The organism is Halomonas ramblicola (genome assembly GCF_030409215.1).
Taxonomy (GTDB): domain Bacteria; phylum Pseudomonadota; class Gammaproteobacteria; order Pseudomonadales; family Halomonadaceae; genus Halomonas; species Halomonas ramblicola.
Genome location: NZ_JAUFPL010000032.1, coordinates 541,631 through 560,181 on the forward strand (window position 1 = coordinate 541,631; position 18,551 = coordinate 560,181).

16 protein-coding genes are annotated in these 18,551 nt (G+C 70.2%); 9 read left to right on the forward strand and 7 right to left on the reverse strand.

What is annotated here, in order from left to right; translation table 11 throughout:
- The first annotated feature begins 231 nt into the window (after positions 1-231).
- The 7 genes from glnL (at position 232) to QWY80_RS16610 (ending at position 8,010) form a co-directional block, all read left to right on the forward strand.
- Positions 232-1,278, forward strand: a complete 1,047-nt coding sequence (gene glnL / locus QWY80_RS16580) for a nitrogen regulation protein NR(II) (protein ID WP_290234189.1) — start codon at positions 232-234, stop codon at positions 1,276-1,278.
- Positions 1,271-2,686, forward strand: coding sequence for a nitrogen regulation protein NR(I) (gene ntrC, locus QWY80_RS16585; protein ID WP_290233916.1), 1,416 nt, complete (start codon positions 1,271-1,273; stop codon positions 2,684-2,686). The genes glnL and ntrC overlap by 8 nt, the downstream gene beginning before the upstream one ends.
- Before the next feature lie 87 nt (positions 2,687-2,773).
- Positions 2,774-3,736: a hydroxymethylglutaryl-CoA lyase gene (locus QWY80_RS16590; RefSeq protein ID WP_290233917.1), complete on the forward strand. Its 963-nt coding sequence runs from the start codon at positions 2,774-2,776 to the stop codon at positions 3,734-3,736.
- A gap of 2 nt (positions 3,737-3,738) precedes the next feature.
- Positions 3,739-4,944 carry a CaiB/BaiF CoA transferase family protein gene (locus QWY80_RS16595; protein WP_290233918.1) on the forward strand — a complete coding sequence of 402 codons (1,206 nt, stop codon included), beginning with the start codon at positions 3,739-3,741 and terminating at the stop codon, positions 4,942-4,944.
- A gap of 90 nt (positions 4,945-5,034) precedes the next feature.
- Positions 5,035-6,030: a Bug family tripartite tricarboxylate transporter substrate binding protein gene (locus QWY80_RS16600; protein WP_290233919.1), complete on the forward strand. Its 996-nt coding sequence runs from the start codon at positions 5,035-5,037 to the stop codon at positions 6,028-6,030.
- Positions 6,027-6,503: a tripartite tricarboxylate transporter TctB family protein gene (locus QWY80_RS16605; protein ID WP_290233920.1), complete on the forward strand. Its 477-nt coding sequence runs from the start codon at positions 6,027-6,029 to the stop codon at positions 6,501-6,503. The genes QWY80_RS16600 and QWY80_RS16605 overlap by 4 nt, the downstream gene beginning before the upstream one ends.
- Before the next feature lie 10 nt (positions 6,504-6,513).
- Positions 6,514-8,010 carry a tripartite tricarboxylate transporter permease gene (locus tag QWY80_RS16610; protein WP_290233921.1) on the forward strand — a complete coding sequence of 499 codons (1,497 nt, stop codon included), beginning with the start codon at positions 6,514-6,516 and terminating at the stop codon, positions 8,008-8,010.
- Positions 8,011-8,021: 11 nt separating this feature from the next.
- Here the strand turns inward: QWY80_RS16610 and QWY80_RS16615 are convergent, their stop codons facing one another.
- Genes QWY80_RS16615 through QWY80_RS16640 form a run of 6 tightly spaced genes read right to left on the reverse strand, consistent with a single transcriptional unit; the run spans position 8,022 to position 15,333 of the window.
- On the reverse strand, positions 8,022-8,342 hold the full coding sequence (locus tag QWY80_RS16615) for a type II toxin-antitoxin system RelE/ParE family toxin (protein ID WP_290233924.1): 321 nt from the start codon (positions 8,340-8,342) through the stop codon (positions 8,022-8,024).
- Complete coding sequence (locus QWY80_RS16620) at positions 8,339-8,614, reverse strand: type II toxin-antitoxin system Phd/YefM family antitoxin (RefSeq protein ID WP_290233926.1); 276 nt, start codon at positions 8,612-8,614, stop codon at positions 8,339-8,341. Before QWY80_RS16620 ends, QWY80_RS16615 begins: the two co-directional genes overlap by 4 nt.
- Positions 8,615-8,648: 34 nt before the next feature.
- Positions 8,649-9,866 carry a Wadjet anti-phage system protein JetD domain-containing protein gene (locus QWY80_RS16625; RefSeq protein ID WP_290233928.1) on the reverse strand — a complete coding sequence of 406 codons (1,218 nt, stop codon included), beginning with the start codon at positions 9,864-9,866 and terminating at the stop codon, positions 8,649-8,651.
- Between the two features lies 1 nt (position 9,867).
- The gene (locus tag QWY80_RS16630; protein ID WP_290233930.1) at positions 9,868-13,251 is read right to left on the reverse strand and encodes an ATP-binding protein; all 3,384 of its coding nucleotides are present in this window, start codon (positions 13,249-13,251) and stop codon (positions 9,868-9,870) included.
- 1 nt (position 13,252) lies between these two features.
- Complete coding sequence (locus QWY80_RS16635) at positions 13,253-13,870, reverse strand: DUF4194 domain-containing protein (protein WP_290233932.1); 618 nt, start codon at positions 13,868-13,870, stop codon at positions 13,253-13,255.
- The gene (locus QWY80_RS16640; protein ID WP_290233934.1) at positions 13,867-15,333 is read right to left on the reverse strand and encodes a DUF3375 domain-containing protein; all 1,467 of its coding nucleotides are present in this window, start codon (positions 15,331-15,333) and stop codon (positions 13,867-13,869) included. The genes QWY80_RS16635 and QWY80_RS16640 overlap by 4 nt, the downstream gene beginning before the upstream one ends.
- 177 nt (positions 15,334-15,510) lie before the next feature.
- On the opposite strand from QWY80_RS16640, the gene QWY80_RS16645 reads away from it, so the two are divergent.
- Complete coding sequence (locus QWY80_RS16645) at positions 15,511-16,857, forward strand: deoxyguanosinetriphosphate triphosphohydrolase (protein ID WP_290233935.1); 1,347 nt, start codon at positions 15,511-15,513, stop codon at positions 16,855-16,857.
- A gap of 3 nt (positions 16,858-16,860) precedes the next feature.
- A complete protein-coding gene (locus QWY80_RS16650) occupies positions 16,861-17,631 on the forward strand; it encodes a ribonuclease T2 family protein (RefSeq protein WP_290233937.1) in 771 nt (256 codons plus the stop codon).
- Here QWY80_RS16650 and QWY80_RS16655 read toward each other — a convergent pair.
- Positions 17,628-18,533, reverse strand: a complete 906-nt coding sequence (locus QWY80_RS16655) for a nuclease-related domain-containing protein (protein ID WP_290233939.1) — start codon at positions 18,531-18,533, stop codon at positions 17,628-17,630. The two genes, QWY80_RS16650 and QWY80_RS16655, sit on opposite strands and share 4 nt — an antisense overlap.
- Between the last annotated feature and the right edge of the window lie 18 nt (positions 18,534-18,551).

The window sequence follows — 18,551 nt, forward strand, 5'->3', positions numbered from 1 at the left end:
GCGGTGCAACGCTTGGGGACCGAGCGCCAGGATGGGGCGGCCCCCTGAGGCGTCGCGTCCCCCGCGGCTCGCCATGGGCGTGCACGGCACGGTGCACGTCGGTCCTTTTTGCACTAATTTGGTGCGCATGATGCCTCGCCGTCGCCGGCAAACCGCGCCGGCATGGGGCTCGTGGGCCTGGCCCGCTTCTTGCACAGCCTGAGCAATCATGGACCCGACATGGCCTCTTCGATGTATCAACGCCTGATGGAACATCTCACCACGGCGGTGCTGCTGCTGGATGGTGAACTGCGACTGGAGTGGATGAACCCCGCCGCCGAGGCGCTGCTCTCGGTGAGCCTGAGCCGGGTGCAGGGGCTGTCGCTGTGTGCCCTGATGGAGAGCGAGGGCAGTCTCGGCGAGGTGCTGGTCAAGGCCCGCGACGAGTTCCACCCCTTCACCCAGCGCGAGGCGCGCCTGGCCATGCTGGGCGGCGAGCCGCTGACGGTGGACTACACGGTCACGCCGCTCTCCCCCCACGAGCTGCTGCTGGAGGTGGAGCCCCGCGACCGGCTGATGCGCATCTCCCGCGAGGAGGCGCTGCTGACTCGCCAGGAGACCATCAAGGTGCTGACCCGCGGCCTGGCCCACGAGGTCAAGAACCCCCTGGGCGGGATCCGCGGCGCGGCCCAGCTGCTGGAGCGCGACCTGGGCGACCCGGGGCTCGCCGAGTTCACCCGGATCATCGTCGAGGAGGTCGACCGCCTGCGCGACCTGGTGGACTCCATGCTCGGCCCCAACCGGGTCAACCGCCACGAGCCGGTCAACATCCACAAGGTGCTGGAACGGGTGCGCTCGCTGCTGGTCGCCGAGCACCCCGGGGTGCACATCGCCCGCGACTACGATCCCAGCCTGCCCGACCTCTCCGGTGACGAGGCGCAGATGATCCAGGCGACGCTCAACGTGGCGCGCAACGCCGTGGAGGCGATGACCGAGGCCGGCACGCCCGAGCCGCGGCTCACGCTGCGCACCCGGGCGCGTCGCCAGTTCACCCTGGGCGCCGAACGCCACCGCCTGGTCTGCGAGGTGGGGATCGTCGACAACGGGCCGGGGATTCCCGCGTCGCTGCAGGAGACGCTCTTCTATCCCATGGTCTCGGGGCGGGCCGACGGCAGCGGCCTGGGGCTCTCCATCGCCCAGGGCATCCTGCACCAGCACCAGGGCCTGATCGAATGCGATTCCGTGCCGGGCCAGACCGAATTCCGACTGCTGATTCCCCTGGAGATGCGCCATGACTGACGTCGCACGCGTGGTGATCGTCGACGACGATCGCGCCATTCGCTGGGTGCTGGAGCGCGCCCTCGCCCAGCCCGACCTCGAGGTGGAGTGCATCGAGCGCGCCGATACCGTCCTACAGCGCCTGCTGGACGAGCCGCCCGACGTGTTGGTCACCGACATCCGCATGCCCGGCATCGATGGCCTGGACCTGATGGCCAAGGTGCGCGAGGCCCATCCCGAGCTGCCGGTGATCGTGATGACCGCCCACTCGGACCTGGACAGCGCCGTGGCCTCCTACCAGGGCGGCGCCTTCGAGTACCTGCCCAAGCCCTTCGACGTCGACGAGGCGCTGGCCCTGGTGCGCCGTGCCGTGGCCCACGCCCGGGAGCGCAAGAAGCCGGTCAGCGTGCCCGAGGGGCTGGACGCCGAGATCATCGGCGAGGCGCCGGCCATGCAGGAGGTGTTCCGCGCCATCGGCCGGCTCTCCCATTCCCACATCACGGTGCTGATCAACGGCGAGTCGGGCACCGGCAAGGAGCGGGTGGCCCGCGCCCTGCATCAGCACAGCCCGCGCACCGGCCAGCCGTTCATCGCCCTGAACATGGCCGCCATTCCCAAGGATCTGATCGAGTCGGAACTGTTCGGCCACGAGAAGGGCGCCTTCACCGGGGCCACCGCCCAGCGCCAGGGGCGCTTCGAGCAGGCCAACGGCGGCACCCTGTTCCTCGACGAGATCGGCGACATGCCCGCCGAGACCCAGACGCGCCTGCTGCGGGTGCTGGCCGACGGCGAGTTCTACCGGGTAGGGGGGCACACCTCGGTGAAGGTGGACGTGCGGATCATCGCCGCCACCCACCAGAACCTCGAGGACCTGGTGGACGACGGGCGCTTCCGCGAGGACCTCTTCCACCGCCTCAACGTCATCCGCGTGCACCTGCCCAAGCTGGCCGAACGCCGCGAGGACATCCCGCGGCTGGCGAACCACTTCCTCGCCGAGGCGGCCAAGGAACTCTCCACCGACGTCAAGGTGCTGACCCCCGAGGCCGAGAAGCACCTCACCCAGCTGGCCTGGCCCGGCAACGTGCGCCAACTGGAGAACACCTGCCGCTGGCTGACGGTGATGGCCTCGGGCCGCGAGATCCTGATCGAGGACCTGCCGCCGGAGCTGCGCGAGGAGGACGACGGCACCACCACCGCCAGCGGCGACTGGCGCGCCGCCTTCCGCGACTGGGCCGACCGCGCCCTGGCCGCCGGCCACACCCACCTGCTGGAGGAAGCGGTGCCGGATTTCGAGAGAATCCTGATCGAGACGGCGCTGCGCCACACCGGCGGGCGCAAGGGCGAGGCCGCCGAGCTGCTGGGCTGGGGGCGCAATACCCTGACCCGCAAGCTGAAGACGCTGCTGCCGGCCTTGGCCGACGGGGAGTAGGGCTACAACGAAAGGCGCATTGTTGCGGGGGAGAGGCTGCCGTAGCGTCGGTGCATCAGCAACCTGTCATGCAATTGGACAGCCCCGATGCCCATCGCCCCGCCTGCCCCCGAGAGCCCGCCGCGTCGCGTCCACGTCACCGAGGTGGGCCTGCGCGACGGCCTGCAGAACGAGCCCGTGGTGCTCGCCACCGACCAGAAGCTGGCCCTGGCTCGCGCGCTGATCGCGGCCGGGGTGCGCGAGTTCGAGGTCACCTCCTTCGTCAGCCCGCGGGCGGTGCCGGCGCTGGCCGATGCGGCGGAACTGGTGGCGGCGCTGCGTGACACCCCCGGGCTGCATCTTTCGGCCCTGGTGCCCAACCTGCGCGGCGCCGAGCGGGCCCTGGAGGCGGGCGTCGACTCGGTGGTGCTGTTCGTCTCCGCCTCGGAGAGCCACAACGCCAAGAACGTCAACCGCAGCGTCGAGGCGTCCCTGGCGGGCTTCGAGCGGGTCGCGCGCCTGCTCGAGGGCAGCGGCGTGGCGCTGCGCGGGGCCATCGCCACCGCCTTCGGCTGTCCCTTCGAGGGCAACGTGCCGGTGCAGGCGGTGGGCGGCATCGCCCGGCGCTTCGCCGACCTGGGCGCCACCCACCTGTCGCTGGGCGACACCACCGGCATGGCCACGCCGCCGCTGGTCGCCGAGCGCGTCCACCACCTGCGCGGGGCCGTTCCCGACCTGCCGCTGACCCTGCACTTCCACAACACCCGCGGCATCGGCCTGGCCAACGTCATGCAGGGGCTGGCGCTGGGCGTCGAGCGCTACGAGAGCGCCATCGGCGGCCTGGGCGGCTGCCCCTTCGCCCCCGGCGCCTCGGGCAACATCGCCAGCGAGGACCTGGTCTACCTGCTCGAGGAGATGGGCATCGACACCGGCCTCGAGCTCGACGGCCTGATCGGCGCCGCGCGGCTGGCCGGCGAGCTGATGGGGCGCCCGCTGCCGGCCCAGGTCTCCAAGGCCGGGCCGCGCCTGGCACTCGCCGAATGCACCGCCGTGCCCACGGCCCGGGGGTGACCATGAGCGCCGCCGCTCCTCCCGCGCCGGGCTCCCTGGCCGGCATCCGCGTGATCGACCTCACCCGGGTGATCTCGGGGCCTTTCGGCACCCAGATCCTCGGCGACCACGGCGCCGACGTGATCAAGGTCGAGTCGCCCGGCCGCGGCGACGTGGTGCGTGGCCAGGGCAACATGGTCAACGGCGAGAGCTGGTACTTCGCCCAGTTCAACCGTAACAAGCGCTCGCTGACCCTCGACCTGCGCAGCGCCGAGGGCAAGCAGATCCTCCATCGCCTGCTCGAGGACGCCGACGTCCTGGTGGAGAACTTCCGCCCCGGCGTGCTGGCCAGGATGGGCCTCGACGACGACACCCTGCGCGAACGTTTCCCGCACCTGGTGGTGGGGCGCATCAACGGCTTCGGCTCCACCGGGCCCTACCGCGACCGTCCGGCCTACGACTTCATCGCCCAGGCCATGAGTGGCTTCATGGGCGTCAACGGCCCGGCCGACGGCGAGCCGATGCGGGCCGCGCCGCCGATCAGCGACATGGTGGCCAGCCAGAACCTGGCCTTCGGCATCTGTGCGGCCCTGGTGCGCCGCGAGCGCACCGGCCAGGGCGAGATCGTCGAGACGGCGCTGACCAACGGCCTGATCGCCATGCTCGGCTACCTGGCCGCCGAGTATTTTGCCACCGACCGGCTCCCGACGCGCACCGGCAACGACCATCCCATGCTCTACCCCTATGGCCTGTTCCGGGCCAGCGACGGCGAGGTGGCCATCGCCCCCAGCAACGACACCATGGTGGAGCGCTTTCTCGGCGCCCTGGACATGCTGCACCTGCTCAATGATCCGCGCTTCGCCGACAACGCCCGGCGCATGGCGAATCGCGAGGCGCTGCGCGAGATCCTCAACGGCGTCATCGAAACGCGCCGGGTCGACGACTGGATCGAGCACCTCAACCAGGCCGGGGTGCCCTGCGGGCGGGTGCACGACCTGCGCGAGACCTTCGCCGACCCCCAGGTACGGGCCCAGGAGATGCGCCTGGAGATCGACCAGGGCGACGCCGGCCGGGTGCCGGTGACCGGCTTCCCGGTGAAGATGCGCGAGGCGCCGGCGGCTCTCTACCACCGGGTGCCGCGGCTCGGCGAGCACACCCGCGAGCTGCTCGGCGAACTGGGTATGAGCCGGGAGGAGCTGGATGATCTGCGCGAGCGCGGCGTTATCTGAGCTAGTCTGAACACGGTCGCCGCCAGGCGGCCGAATGTCGGTGCGAGCGATATCCGCTCGTCACAACAACAATCGGGAAGGAGTACGTCCATGCCATCCATTACCAGGGGAATTCAAGGCTTCGCCGCCACGGCCCTGATCGGGGCGGGGGTGGCGTTCAGCGCCCCCAGCCAGGCACTGCCCATCGGCGAGTGCATCGCCCCGGCGGATCCCGGCGGGGGCTGGGACTTCACCTGCCGCTCGGTGGGCAAGCTGCTGCTCGACCTCGAGCTGGTGGACAGTCCCGTGCAGGTCACCAACATGCCGGGCGGGGTGGGCGCCGTGGCCTTCTCCCATGTGGAAGGGAACCGCGCCGACGACAGCGACCTGGTCGTCGCCACCAGCACCGTGGGGGTCACCCAGATCGCCCAGGGCAAGTACCCCGGCGGAGCCGACACCATGCGCTGGCTGGCCATGCTGGGCACCGACGTGGGCGTCATCCTGGTGGACGACGAGAGCGAGTACCAGAGCCTCGAGCAGCTGCTCGACACCATGGTCGAGGACCCCGCCGCCCTGTCGATGGCCGGCTCCAGCGGCGCCGGGGGCTGGGACCACATCCGCGCCCTGATGTTGGCCAAGGAGGCCGGGATGCCCGCCGACCAGATCGGCAGCCTGCGCTGGGTGCAGTTCGACGGCGGCGGCCCGGCCGTGACCCAGATGATGGGCGGCCACGTGGACGTGGTCTCCACCGACCTGGGCGAGATCGCCGGCTTCATCGAGTCGGGCGACGTGCGCGTGCTGGCGGTGCTCTCCGAGGAGCCCCTGCCCGAGCCCTTCGACGAGCTGCCCACTGCCGCCTCCCAGGGCTATGACGTGGCCGGCTACAACTGGCGCGGCTTCTACACCGGCGGCGAGGTGTCCGATGCGGACTACGCCGCCATGGTGGAAGACCTCCAGGCGCTCTACGACAGCGAGGAATGGAAGGAGGTCGCCCAGCAGAACGGCCTGGTGCCGCTGTGGCGCGGCGGCGAGGAGTTCGACGCCTTCGTTCGCGAGTCCATCGACGAGGTCGAGGCGATCTCCCGGGAGATCGGGGTCATCCAGTGAGCGATCCCCTGCAGGACGACGCCGGGCGGGTGCCCGGCGTCATCGGCGATCGCATCGCCGGGGCCCTGTTGCTGGTGCTGGCAGTGGGCGCCTGGTGGCTCTCCCACGACCTGGAGTCGGGCTTCATGCAGCCCATCGGGCCGGGCGAATACCCGCGCCTGATCAGCCTGCCATTGGCGGCGCTGTCGCTGCTGCTGATCCTCAAGCCGGGGCTCAACCAGCGCTGGCCCGGGCGCGCCGCCCTGGTGCGCCAGGCGCTGACCCTGCTGGTGCTGGCCAGCTACGCCGGCCTGGTCAAGCCGCTGGGCTTCCTGCCCGCCTCCCTGGTGGCGGTGGTGCTGCTGATCCGCCTGTTCGGGGCGGCCTGGAAGCCCGCCCTGGTCAGCGGCGGCGTGCTCACCCTGGGCCTCTATGCGCTGTTCGAGTTCGCCCTCGGCATGCCGCTGCCCAACATCCCCGGCCTGGACTGGTAACCCCCACGACATGGATATCCTCGCCTTCCTCGCCCAGGGCTTCGCCGTGGCCCTGGAGCCTCAGAACCTCTTCCTGGCGCTGATCGGCTGCGTCATCGGCACCCTGATCGGTGCGCTGCCCGGGCTGGGGCCGGTCAACGGCGTGGCGCTGATGATCCCGCTCTCCTTCAACTTCGGCCTGCCGGCCACAGGGGCGTTGATCCTGCTGGTCAGCGTCTACTACGGCTGCATGTACGGCGGACGCATCAGTTCCATCGTGCTCAACATCCCCGGCGACGAGCCGGCCATGATGACCACCCTGGACGGCTATCCCATGGCCCTACAGGGGCGCGGCGGCGAGGCGCTGGGGGTCTCTGCCGTGGCTTCCTTCGTCGGCGCCGCGGTGGCCACCCTGGGGCTGGCGCTGTTCGCGCCGCTGCTGGTCCAGTTCGCCATCCGCTTCGGTCCGGCGGAGTATTTCGCGCTCTTCGTGCTGGCCTTCGCCACCATCGGCGGGGTGACCGGCGGCAGCCTGGTCAAGAGCTTCCTCGCCGCCTTCCTGGGGCTGCTGCTGGGCAGCGTCGGCATCGATGCGGTCAGCGGGGTGCCGCGCTACACCTTCGGGCTCTACGAGCTCTACGACGGCATCGACTTCATCGTCGCCCTGGTGGGGCTGTTCGCCATCTCCGAGTGCCTGATCTACCTGGAGGACATCCGCGGCACCAGCCGCCCGACCCTGAAGCTCGGCTCGGCGATGCCCGGCGTGCGTTCCGCCGGGCGTTGTGCGCCGACCATCGCCCGCGGCTCGCTGATCGGCTTCGTCGCCGGGGTGCTGCCCGGCGCCGGGGCGGCGCTGGGCAGTTTCCTCGCCTACATGCTCGAGAAGCGCTGGGTGGGACGCGCCGGCCGCTTCGGCCAGGGCGACCCGCGTGGCGTGGCGGCCCCCGAGGCGGGCAACAACGCCGCCGCCGGCGGCGCGCTGATCCCCATGCTGTCGCTGGGGATCCCCGGCAGCGGCACCACGGCGATCCTGCTGGCGCTGCTGCTGTCGATGAACATCACCCCGGGGCCGCTGCTCTTCGAGCAGCAGCCGGAGATGGTGTGGGGGCTGGTGGCGGCGCTGGTGATCGGCAACTTCGTGCTGTTGGTGCTCAACGTGCCGCTGGTGAGCCTGTTCGCCAAGGTGCTGCAGGCGCCGGGCTGGTTCCTGATGCCCATGGTGGTGATGGTGGCCTTCGTCGGCGTCTACTCGCTCAACAACAGCGCCTTCGACCTCTACATGATGCTGGGCTTCGGGGTGCTGGGCTATGCGCTGCGCAAGCTCGAGATCCCCACGGTGCCGGTGGTGCTGGGCCTGCTGCTGGGCGGACAGATGGAGTTCAACCTGCGACGCGCCATGTCGATCTCCGGCGGGGAGTGGAGCATCCTGTGGAGCAGCGGTATCTCGGTGGGCATCTACCTCTTCGCCGTGACCCTGATCGTCGCCGGCCTGGTCTACTCCTGGCTGGTCCGTGGACGCCTGCAGTAGGTCGCCGGGCGCTAGCCAAGCAGTCGGCGCGCCAGCAGTCGCTGCATGTCGCGGCGGCTGTCGGCGATCAGGTAGACGATGACGCGGTCATCATGCCGGCGGTAGATGATGCGTACCGGGGGCTCGAGGACCTGCCGGTATTCCTGGATGCCCAGTTCCAGCAACTCGCGGGGATGGCTGCCACGTTCGGGGAACTCCCCCAGGGCGGTGATTCGGGTCTCGATCGCGGTCAGCAGTCGCTGGGCAGCAGGCGGCGAGTCCTCGGCGATGAAGTCGATGAGTTCCCTCAGGTCGTCGAAGGCCGAGGCCGTCAGCTCGACACGACAGGTCACCGGGGCTCGTCCCCGCGACGCAGCCGGTCGAAGCATTCGCCGGCGTCCAGGGTCTTGCCCTGTTCGACTTCCTGGCCGCCGAGCGCGAGGATCTTCAGCAACGCCAGGGTCTCCTGGGTCTGTTCGTAGCTCCGGATATCCTGCACTACCATCCTGGCTTCGCCATTCTGGGTGATCACCATGGGCTCGCGCAGCTCGTTGAGCGAGCGGGAAATCTCGGCGGCATGGGCCTTCAGATAGCTGATCGGCTTGATGTTCTCTGAGTATTTCATGGCATCTGGTTAACCCTGTGGGCATGGACTGAATTTAGTTCTTATCTAGTTCTGTGGCAATGGGCAGTGCTTGCTGCAGCCAGTCAAACCCGATGCGCTCCTGCTCGAGTCGTACCCGTTCTCCCCAGACATCGTCGCGCAGGGCGGTGAACAGGGCGAGCTCGGCGTCGGTCAGGCGGGTGGGGGTATGGCCCAGGCGTTTATCCAGGGGCTCCTCGCCCCACAGTGGGCGGTGCGCCATCAGGGTGGCCTCGTCCATCAGCAGCGACCGGGCGTGGGGCAGGTAGGCGCGCAACCGGTCGAGGATGCCGAAGCCGTGGGTGTCGATATCCCCCCAGTAGTGGACCTGGACCCCCTGGAGCCAGGGGGTGCTGGCCAAGGATTCCAGGCCGTAGCCCAGGCCGAAGATCACCAGGGCGCGCGGCACCTCGGGAAAGGCCAGGCCGTTGGTCTGGTTCTCGGTGATGAAGACCCGCTCCACCTCTGGCCGGAAGGCCGCGAACTGCTCCACCGGCACGCTGAGGTCGCTCAGGCCGTGCGGCGACAGGGTCGGGTCGAGCAGGCGGAACCGCACCAGCGGCGAGGGGGCGCGCAGCCCGTAGCGACGGTTGAAGCCCTGCACGCCGGTGGCCTCTGCCTCGATGGCCGTCTCGGGCAGCACCGCATCGAGCAGCGAGGCTATCAGGCCACGGCGGGCCTCGATGAACTTGGTGTCAACGCCGGGGATGTCCAGTTGGCGCAGATAGACGCCGGGGCGCGGGTGGCGCTGGAAGTGGGCGAGCACGGCCAGCAGCCGCGGCCAGTCGTCGGCGTGCTCCAGCACCTTGAGCGGCTGGCGGCGCAGCCAGCCGGCCAGCTCGGGTTGGCGGGCGAGGATTTCCTTGGCCAGGGCATCGAAGCGTGCGGCCTCCCGTTGCTTGTGCAGCAGGCGCAGGGCATCGTCTGCGCTGGGCACCTGGAGGTGGGCGGGCAGTTCGTTGCTGCCCTGGACCCGGTTGCCCTGGCGGCGTAACGCGATGCTATAGCCGTAGCCCAGGGCGTCGCGGCTGCCTCCCTGCAGGGTTCGGATCCAGTCGGCGACCTCCCCGAAGCGCTGGGAGACCTCCCGGGCCGTGGGGCGGCGCAGGCGCAGTGTCAGCGGAAACAGTGGCTCGTCGCCGTCGGTCGGCAGGCGCGCGGCGAGCAGGGCGCCGCTGTCCCAGTGGCGCTGCAGCTGGCGACGGATATCCTCCGGGGTGGTCCAGGCGCTCACCTCACAGGACCTCGATGCGTTCGCGGGCGGCCTTCTCCTGGCGATACTCCTCGATGCTCAGGTTGCGCAGCATCGATTGCCGGCCCTGTTCGTTGTGCACGAAGCCGACGCTGGCGACATAGGGCTCGATGATGTGGATCTTCTGCAGCGGGGTGACGATCAGCAGTTGCAGGTTGAGGCGCGCGAACAGCTCCAGGCCATAGCGGGCGGACTCGTCGGAGCCGCGGCCGAAGGCTTCGTCGATGACCACGAAACGAAAGGAGCGCGAGTGGCTCTCGCCCCACTCCAGGCCGAACTGGTAGGCCAGGCTGGCGGCCAGCACGGTATAGGCCAGCTTCTCCTTCTGCCCGCCGGACTTGCCGCCGGCATCCGAGTAGTGCTCGTGCTCGCCGTCGTCCTCGCGCCAGCGCTCGGAGGCCGAGAACAGGAAGTGGTGGCGCACGTCGGTGACCTTGCGGGTCCAGCGCTTGTCCAGCTCGGTGCTGCCTTCCCGGCCGCGGAAACGCTCGATGATGGCCTTGACCTGCAGGAACTTGGCCTCCGAGTACTGCTCGTCGTCGCTGCCGCTGAGGGCGTTCTCGGTGCAGGCGCGCAGCTGCTGACGGAAGTCGCGGATCTCGGCGTCGGGGCTGGGCTCGGCGAGCAGGCGGATGTAGCGCCCCGGGTTGTAGTCGATATCGTGCAGCGAGGCGTTGATGGTGGCGACCCGGCCCTTGATGTCCTCGCGCTGCTGGTTGAGGAAGGCCTGGAAGCCGGCGATCTCGCGGATGGTGTTTTCGTTGAGCAGCTGCTTGAAGCGGGCCTCGAAGCGCGGCAGGTCGTTGGCCTTGAGGGCGGCGAGCATGGCGCGGTAGTCGTCGCCGGCGGCCAGGCTCGCGTCCACCTCCTCGGTGTCCTGTGGCCACCGGGTCATGATGTGCTGCATGGCCTTGATGATCGCCTCGCGCAGGCGGTCGAGCTGCTTCTGGCGCGCGTCGATGTCGGCCTGCAGCCAGTCGCGCATCTCGCGTTCGCGGTTGTCGCAGGACTCGACGCTGAGCTGATGCTCGCCTAGGGCCTGGGGGCGCTGGGCGTCGAGGCGCGGGAAGCTGGCATGGCGTCGCTCGGCGTCGAGGCTCTCCACCAGGGAGCTGGCTTCTGCGAGCTGGGTATCGGCCGTGTCGCGGCGCTCGCTCAGGCTGCCCTGTTCCTTCTGGGCCTGGCCCCAGGCCGCCTCGGTGGCGGTGCTGGCGGCCTCCAGTTCCTGTAGCTGGGCCTGCAGGGTCCTGAGCCGGTCGGAGCTTTCCTCCAGCTTGCGGCGCTCGGCCTCGCGGCTGGCCAGCCGTGCTGCCGGGGTGCGCCAGTCCAGGGAGGCGAAGTCCTCGAAACCCTGCAGGCGGCTGAGGTCACCGCGCCGCTGGCCGAGCCGGCGCTGCTCGCCCTGGACCTCGGCCACTCGGGCGGCGCTGGTCTGGATGCGTCGCTGCAGGGTCTCGGCTTCCGTCTCCAGGGCGGCGATCTTGGCCTCGTTGCTCCAGCCCAGCACGTAGCGGGTGCGGTCGTCGAGGCGGTGGCGGTCGTCCTTCTCGTGGCGTTCGCCGCCGGTCTTGAGCTGGCCATTGCGGGTCAGGGCGCGCTGCTCGCGGCGGAACTGGCTCAGTTCGCCGCAGCAGGCATAGTCGAAGCGCTTGCCCAGCTCCTGTTCCAGCCAGGCGTAGTGGTCGCTGTCGGGGCGAATGGCCAGCTTGCGTACCAGCGACTCGGGATGCAGCGAGGGGGCGGCGGCCTGGGTGCTGCGCACCCGGTAGTAGACCAGCCGGCCGCGCAGTTGGGTGCGCTCGACCCAGTCGGCGACCTCGGCATAGTGGGCGTCGGGCACCAGCAAGGAGAGGGCGAAGTTGTGCAGCACCCGTTCGGCGGCGCCCTCCCAGTCGCGGGCCTCGTCGCGGACCTGGATCAACTCGCCGGCGAAGGGCAGGGTGTCGGCGTCCAGGCCGGTGGCCTCGCACAGCCGCTCGCGCAGGGCGAGCATGCGCGCCGGCAGATTGGAGCGGCGTTCGCGCAGCGAGGCCAGCTCGGCGTCGAGGGCATCGTGCTGCTCCTTCAGGCCGCGCAGCGTCAGCTCGTGGTCGGTACGCTGCTCGGTCAGGGCGTTCTCGTCATCGTCCAGGCTCGCCAGTGCCCGATCGATGGCCGCGGCATTGGCCTGGAAGGCGTCGGCGTCCTCGGCGGCCTCGAGCCCCACCGCCGTGGCCAGATCCCGGTAGCGGTCGGCGCGTCGGCGGCAGTGGTCGCGGGCCTCGCTGAGTTCCTCGATCTCGCAGGCCAGCTGGGCCAGGCGGTCGCCGCCGCTGTCGGCGATCGCCTGGCGCAGGTCGTCACGTTGGTTGGCCTCCTGGCGGCGCCGGTCGCTCAGCTCCTCGAGCCGGTTGGCCAAGCGATCCAGTTCGCCGTCGAGCCGCTCCAGGCGGCGCTCCAGCAGGGCGGTCTTGTGGTGGGCGAAGTAGCTCTTCAGCGCCTCGCGGTCTGCGACCTGCTCGGCCTGCTGTTCCGCCAGGGCCCGATGCCGGTCCAGGTTGTCCACCAGCGGGGCCAGTGCCTCGATCTTGCGGCGTGCCTCGAGCACGGCGGCGTGGGCGCGGTCGAGGTCGTCGAAGTGGCGGATCAGGGCGGTGATGCGCTCCTCCATGGGCAGCGCCTCGAGCATATGGGTGCGCACGAAGTCGGTGAGGTTGCCCACCGACTTCATCGACACCGTCTGGTTGAACAGCTCCATGGCCTGGTCGTTGCTGGCGCCGAGGCCGAAGCGCCGGCGGAAGGCGGCCCCGTAGGGCGGGAAGCTGTCGTGCAGCTCCACATGGGGGCTGTCGCGCAGGCGCTTCTTGAGGTGCTTGAGGTCGCTGCCGAAGTCGTCGAAGTCGCCGGCGATGGCCAGTTCGCGGTCGGCGACCACGTAGAAGCGTTCCGGCTGGCCCTTGGTGTCGGCGATCCAGAACACCTGGGCCAGGGTGACGTGGGTGTCGAAGCCCTCGTTGTAGAAGTGGCCGAGGATCACCGAATAGCCGTTGTGGTCGCGCAGGCCCACCGCCTTGGCACTGAGGCCCGCCTCGCCACGCTCGGTCTTGTAGTAGCCCAGGACATAGGAGCGCAGGCTGCGTTCCTTGGCCTCGGCACCGGCGGCCTTGTTGTAGGTGATGCGTTGGGCGGGCACCAGCAGGGTGGTGATGGCATCGACCAGGGTCGACTTGCCGGAGCCGATATCGCCGGTGAGCAGGGCGTTGTCGCCGCCGGCGTCCAGGCGCCAGACCCGTTGGTGGAAGGTGCCCCAGTTGTAGACCTCCAGGCGCTGCAGGCGGAAGCCGGCGCGCGCCGGGTCGGACCCGAAGTCGAGTTCTCCGAGCTGCATCTCAGTGGTCTCCCTCGGCATGTTCCCGGTACTCGGCCAGGCGCTGCTCGAACTCGACCAGCCACTGGGCGTCGACGAACGACTTGAGGATGCGGCGCACCTCGTAGCGCGGCGTCTCGCCCTTGAGGCGGCGCAAAAAGCCCAGCTCCACCACCTTGTTGATGTGGGTATCGATGCGGTCCAGCAGCCGCGCCTCGTTGCTGGTGTCGGCGAAGAACAGCTTGAGCATCTCCTGAATCTGCTCGCGGGACAGGATCAGGCGCAGCTCGTCGCCGCCGGCGTCCTGCTCGGCGAGCTTTTTGCGCAGCAGCGCCAGCAGCAGGCTGACCGGGTAGCTGAGTGGCTGGCGACGCACCAGGCGCGGCAGCTCTCCCTCCTCGTCGTCCGTGGCCTTCTGGCTCAGGTAGGCATGGCCCTCGGCCTCGTCGAGCATCAGCGTCAGGCCCAGGGGGGCGATGTGGTCGCGGATGCGCGCCTGGTGGTCGAGCAGGTCCTGCCACTGGCCGGGGTGGCGATCCTGATAGAGCACGCCCTTGAACAGGGCGATCAGCACCAGCGAGAAGCGCCGCTCGCCGTCGGCGGGGCCGGTGTCGAGGGTCGGGTCGTGGAAGTCGTTCATGCCGTGGGCGCCCCCTGGCGGGTGAAGATGACGCGCGGCAGGCGGGCCCGGCGCCAGCGGCCGTGCTCCTCCTGCCACTCGATCTCTTGGGGATGGTCGTCGTCGAGCAGGCCTTGGCCGCCTTCGGTGGCGATGGCCAGCCAGGCGACCAGTTCCGCCAATCCCTGGCGTAGCGGCTCCTCGTCGAGCAGTTCGGCGAGACCGACCTGGTCGCGGGTCTGCAGGGCGCGGCGCACCCGGGCGCGCAGGCGCTCCTTGTCAACATGGTGCTGATCGAACAGCGCCGTCGCCTCGATGGCCTCGTCGCCGCTGGCCAGTCGCTCGGCGTCGATGCGCGGCTTGAGCGGCGGGGTGAACAGTGGGCGCTCCATGGGCAGCTCGAGGCGAGGGGCCGGCTCGTCGATAGCCATCGGCTCCCCGTCGGGCGGGGTGTCGCGCAGCGCCAGGGCGTGGCGTTCGACGTCGCGCAGGATGGCCATGATGCGGCGATTCTCCAGCCAGCCCTGGTCGTCCAGGTAGCGGCGGAGCTGCTCGGAGAGCCGGGCCACGGTGCGTTGGGCGACCTCGCCGGCGGTCAGCCAGTCGTAGTGGATGCGGGCCAGACGTGGGTCGGGCGCCAGTTCCGCCACCGGCTCGAGGGTCAGGATGCGCTCGATCAGCTCGGTGAGCTCCTCCTGGCGCGCCGGCGACATCAGGAAGTCCCAGAAGGCGTGGAAGCTGCGGCCCTGGTCGGAGTCGCGGATGGCGTCGTGGTCGCCGAAGATCTCCTCCAGCAGCTCACCCTTGCCGCCTTCCCAGGTGGCGATGCGCTCGCGCACCTCGCGGTCGAGGTCGCGGAAATTCTGCTCCACCTGGCGGAAGTCGGCCAGCAGTGCACGGGCGGTGTCGGTCATCTGCTGGAAGCGCTCGCGGAGGGCGGTGGCGTCCATCAGCGTCAGGCGGCCGGCGCGGATTTCGGCGATCTCGGCGTCGAGGGCGTCGCGGCGCCGCTCCAGCTCGCGAATGCGCGCCTCGGGGTCGGTCTCGTTGCCCTGGTCGATCTCTCGCAGCAGCTCGAAGACCTGCTTGAGGCGCGACTCCGCGCCGATGAACTGGCGCTGCTCGAGGCCCGCCAGCCAGTGCAGGGCCTGCTCGGCGGCCGGGGTCAGGTCGAAGTGCGGCTCGTCGCCCTCGGCGGGGTAGTACTTGCGCAGCCAGCGATGGCGGTCGTCGGCCCACTCGTTGAGGTAGGCCAGCGCCTCACGCGGGAAGGGATCATCGTCGAGGCGCTGGCGCAGGTGGAAGAGCCAGTCGTCAAGCTGGGCGGCCAGCGGCTGTTCCGCCAAGCTGCGCACATTGGGCGCGATGAAAGCACGGTGCAGGAAGCCGATCACCATGGGGGCGTGCTCGGCGCGCAGCAGGGTCCAGGCCGGGTGGCCGCGGCGCAGCTGCTGGAGGTGGTCGAAATCCAGGGCGCGGGTCATCCGCGCAGGATACCGCGAGACACCCGCCGTTCCCAACAAGGCTATTGCCGGCACTCTGCGACCTGTCTCCGGCGCCCCTCGTCATGGTCGACTGTGTTTGCCCTGCCGTTCCCAAGCGGCGATGGCAAAGTGTCGGTTGGCAGTGTCAGAATGACGGCTCTCGAGGAGAGGACACCCATGACGCAGATGAGCTGGGAGCGGCTGCTCGACCCGGGCCGCCTGCACGACCGGCGCGGCACGCGCCCCGGCGGCGGCGACGAGATCGGCCGCAGCCCCTTCCACAAGGACCACGATCGCATCGTCTTCGCCGGTTCCTTCCGGCGCCTGGGGCGCAAGACCCAGGTCCACCCGCTGACCGACAACGATCACATCCACACCCGCCTGACCCACTCGCTGGAGGTGGGCTGCGTGGGGCGCTCGCTGGGCATGAGCGTCGGCGAACTGCTGCGCGGCCGGCTGCCCCGGTGGATCACCCCGGCGGACCTGGGGGTGATCGTCCAGGCCGCCTGCCTGGGCCATGACATCGGCAACCCGCCCTTCGGCCACGCCGGGGAGTACGCCATCCGCGACTGGTTCAAGCGCGCCGAGGACGACGGCAGCGGGCTGCTCGAGGGGCTCTCCGCCGAAGAGCGGGACGACCTGCTCACCTACGAGGGCAACGCCCAGGGCTTCCGCATCGTCACCCAGATCGAGTACAACCAGTTCCGCGGCGGCATGCGCCTGACCGCGGCGACACTGGGCACCCTGCTCAAGTACCCTTGGACGGTGGAGTACGGCGGCGTGGCGGGCAAGTTCGGCTGCTACCAGAGCGAGCGCCACCTGCTCGGCGAGGTGGCCGAGCGGCTGGGGTTGCTGCCCAACGGCGAGGGGCGCTGGTGCCGCCACCCCCTGGCCTGGCTGGTGGAGGCCGCCGACGACATCTGCTATGCGCTGCTCGACCTGGAGGATGGCCTGGAGATGGGCATCCTGCGCTACGACGAGGTGGCCGAGGTGCTGATCCAGATCGCCGGCGGTGAGCCCGCCGACTATGCCGAGATGCTGCGGGCCGGGGTGTCCCAGCGTCGGCGCATCGCCGCCCTGCGTGGGGCGGCCATGGAGCGGGCGGTGACCGACGTGGGCGCGGTGTTCGTGCAGCACGAGGCCGAGCTGCTGGGCGGCCGCCTGCGCTCCGACCTGCTGGAACTCTGCCACCCCGACCTGGACTGGGGGGTCAAGGCCGCCAAGCAGCTGGCTCGCGAGCGGATCTTCCAGAACGAGCGCAAGGCCAAGCTGGAGATCGGCGCCTATACGACCTTGGGCATCCTGCTCGAGGCCTTCATCGGCGCCGCCCACGAGCTGCACCACACCGGGCGTTCCACCTTCAAGCACCAGCGGGTGCTGGCGCTGATCGGCGAGAACACCCCGCGCCGCTCCTGGAGCCTCTACGACAGCTATCGGCGCATGCTCGACTTCATCGGTGGCATGACCGACCACTACGCCGTGGACCTGGCCCAGGAGATGGGCGGCCGGCTGAGGGGGGAGTGAGGCATGGCCGGTCGCTGGGGATGGCTGGCGGGGCTCGCCCTGCTGCTGGTATCCCTGCTGGCGCCGGTGGAAGCGGCGCCCCCGCGGCTCGACGCCGAGGGCTTCGAGCACTACACCCTGGCGCTGACCTGGCACCCGGGCTTCTGTGCCAGTCGTTCGAATCCGCCGCGGGAGTGCCGGGAGCCGCGGCTGCGCGAGGGCGGCGAGGCGGGCTTCGTGCTGCACGGCCTGTGGCCCTCGCTGCCGGAGCGCTTCGCCGAGCGCGGCGTGGCGCGGCGGCGCTGGTGGCGGGAGGGCTGCTTCCTGGAGCAGCCGCGCCCCGACGGGAGCTTCTGCCGGGCGCATCCACCGCTGGACCTGCCGGAGGCGCTGGGCGACGCCCTGGACGCCGCCATGCCGGGGCGGGCGAGCTGCCTGGATCGCTACCAGTACGCCAAGCACGCCGCCTGCCTGGGGTTCGCCGAGGAGGACTATGCCGCCGCCTCGCTGGCGCTGCTCGAGGCGGTGAACGCCAGCGCCTTCGCCGACTTCGTGGCGATCCGCCGCGGCGGCGAGGTGGCGCGCAACGACCTGGTCAATGCCTTCGAGGCGGCCTTCGGCGAGGGCACGGGGCGCGCGCTGCGCCTGGAGTGTCGCGGCCGTGGCAATCGCCTGCTCACCGAGGTACGCATCGGCATCGACGCCGGGCGCCTGGCCGACTTCCCGGCGGCGCAGAGCCTGGTGCGACTGGACCGCGGACGCTGCGCGACGCGGGTGCGGATCGCGGCCTTCTAGTCGTCGGCGGACGACTGGGCCTGGCAGGCGGCGCCGTGCTCCAGCAGGGTGGCGATGACGGCGTCGTGGGTGGCGGTGTCGAGCTCGCCGGGGCAAAGTTCAACGAGGCGCTGGGCGAGGCCCTCGCCACTGTCCACCAGCAGGTCGTCGGGGCCCTGGCGGGCATCCACCTCCCAGCCCGGCAGGGTCAGCACGCCCATCACCGGCACCTCGCGGCCGGTGCGCTCGCTCAGCCACTCCGCCATCCAGCGCGCCAGTTGGCGGGTCTTCTCCAGCGGCTGACGCTCGCTCCAGCCCGGGAAGCGCAGCCGGGCGCGTTCCACGTTGACCAGGCCGACCTCCCGGCCGGAGGGGGTATAGGGGCGGGTGCGCGCCCGGGTCTCCACCACGAAGACACCACAGGGCGTGACCACCACGTGGTCGATGCGCGTATCGCCGGCCGGTACGTCGTGGAAGACGTAGTAGGGATGGGCCTCGGGACGGATCAGCTGCTCCAGCTCCTGGCCCACGACCAGCTCGCAGGCCAGGCCCAGCTTGAGCCGCCGGATGCGCTGGAAGTCGCGCATCAGCAGGAAGCAGTAGGTCAGTACCAGCAGGGTGCTCAGCGCCCCGTAGAGCGCCCATTCGATCCAGTCCTGCTCGGGGGAGAACAGCATGCGCCCCATGCCGTAGACCAGCGGGGCCAGGGTCACGATGGGCCCCAGGGCGCCGTCGAGGAAGAGCGCGGCGAAGGCGCGATCGAGGCGGTCGCGCAGGTGCTGGCCCGGCTCGCGCAGGGGGTGGGCGTCGAACGGCGAGCGGACGCGGGCGTCGTGCAGGTTGCGCAGCGCCACCACGATCACCGCCATGGCGCCGAGGGGGAACAGGAAGATCAGGGGGAGCAGGTATTCCAGCCAGGCCATCGGGATTCCTTGCCCATC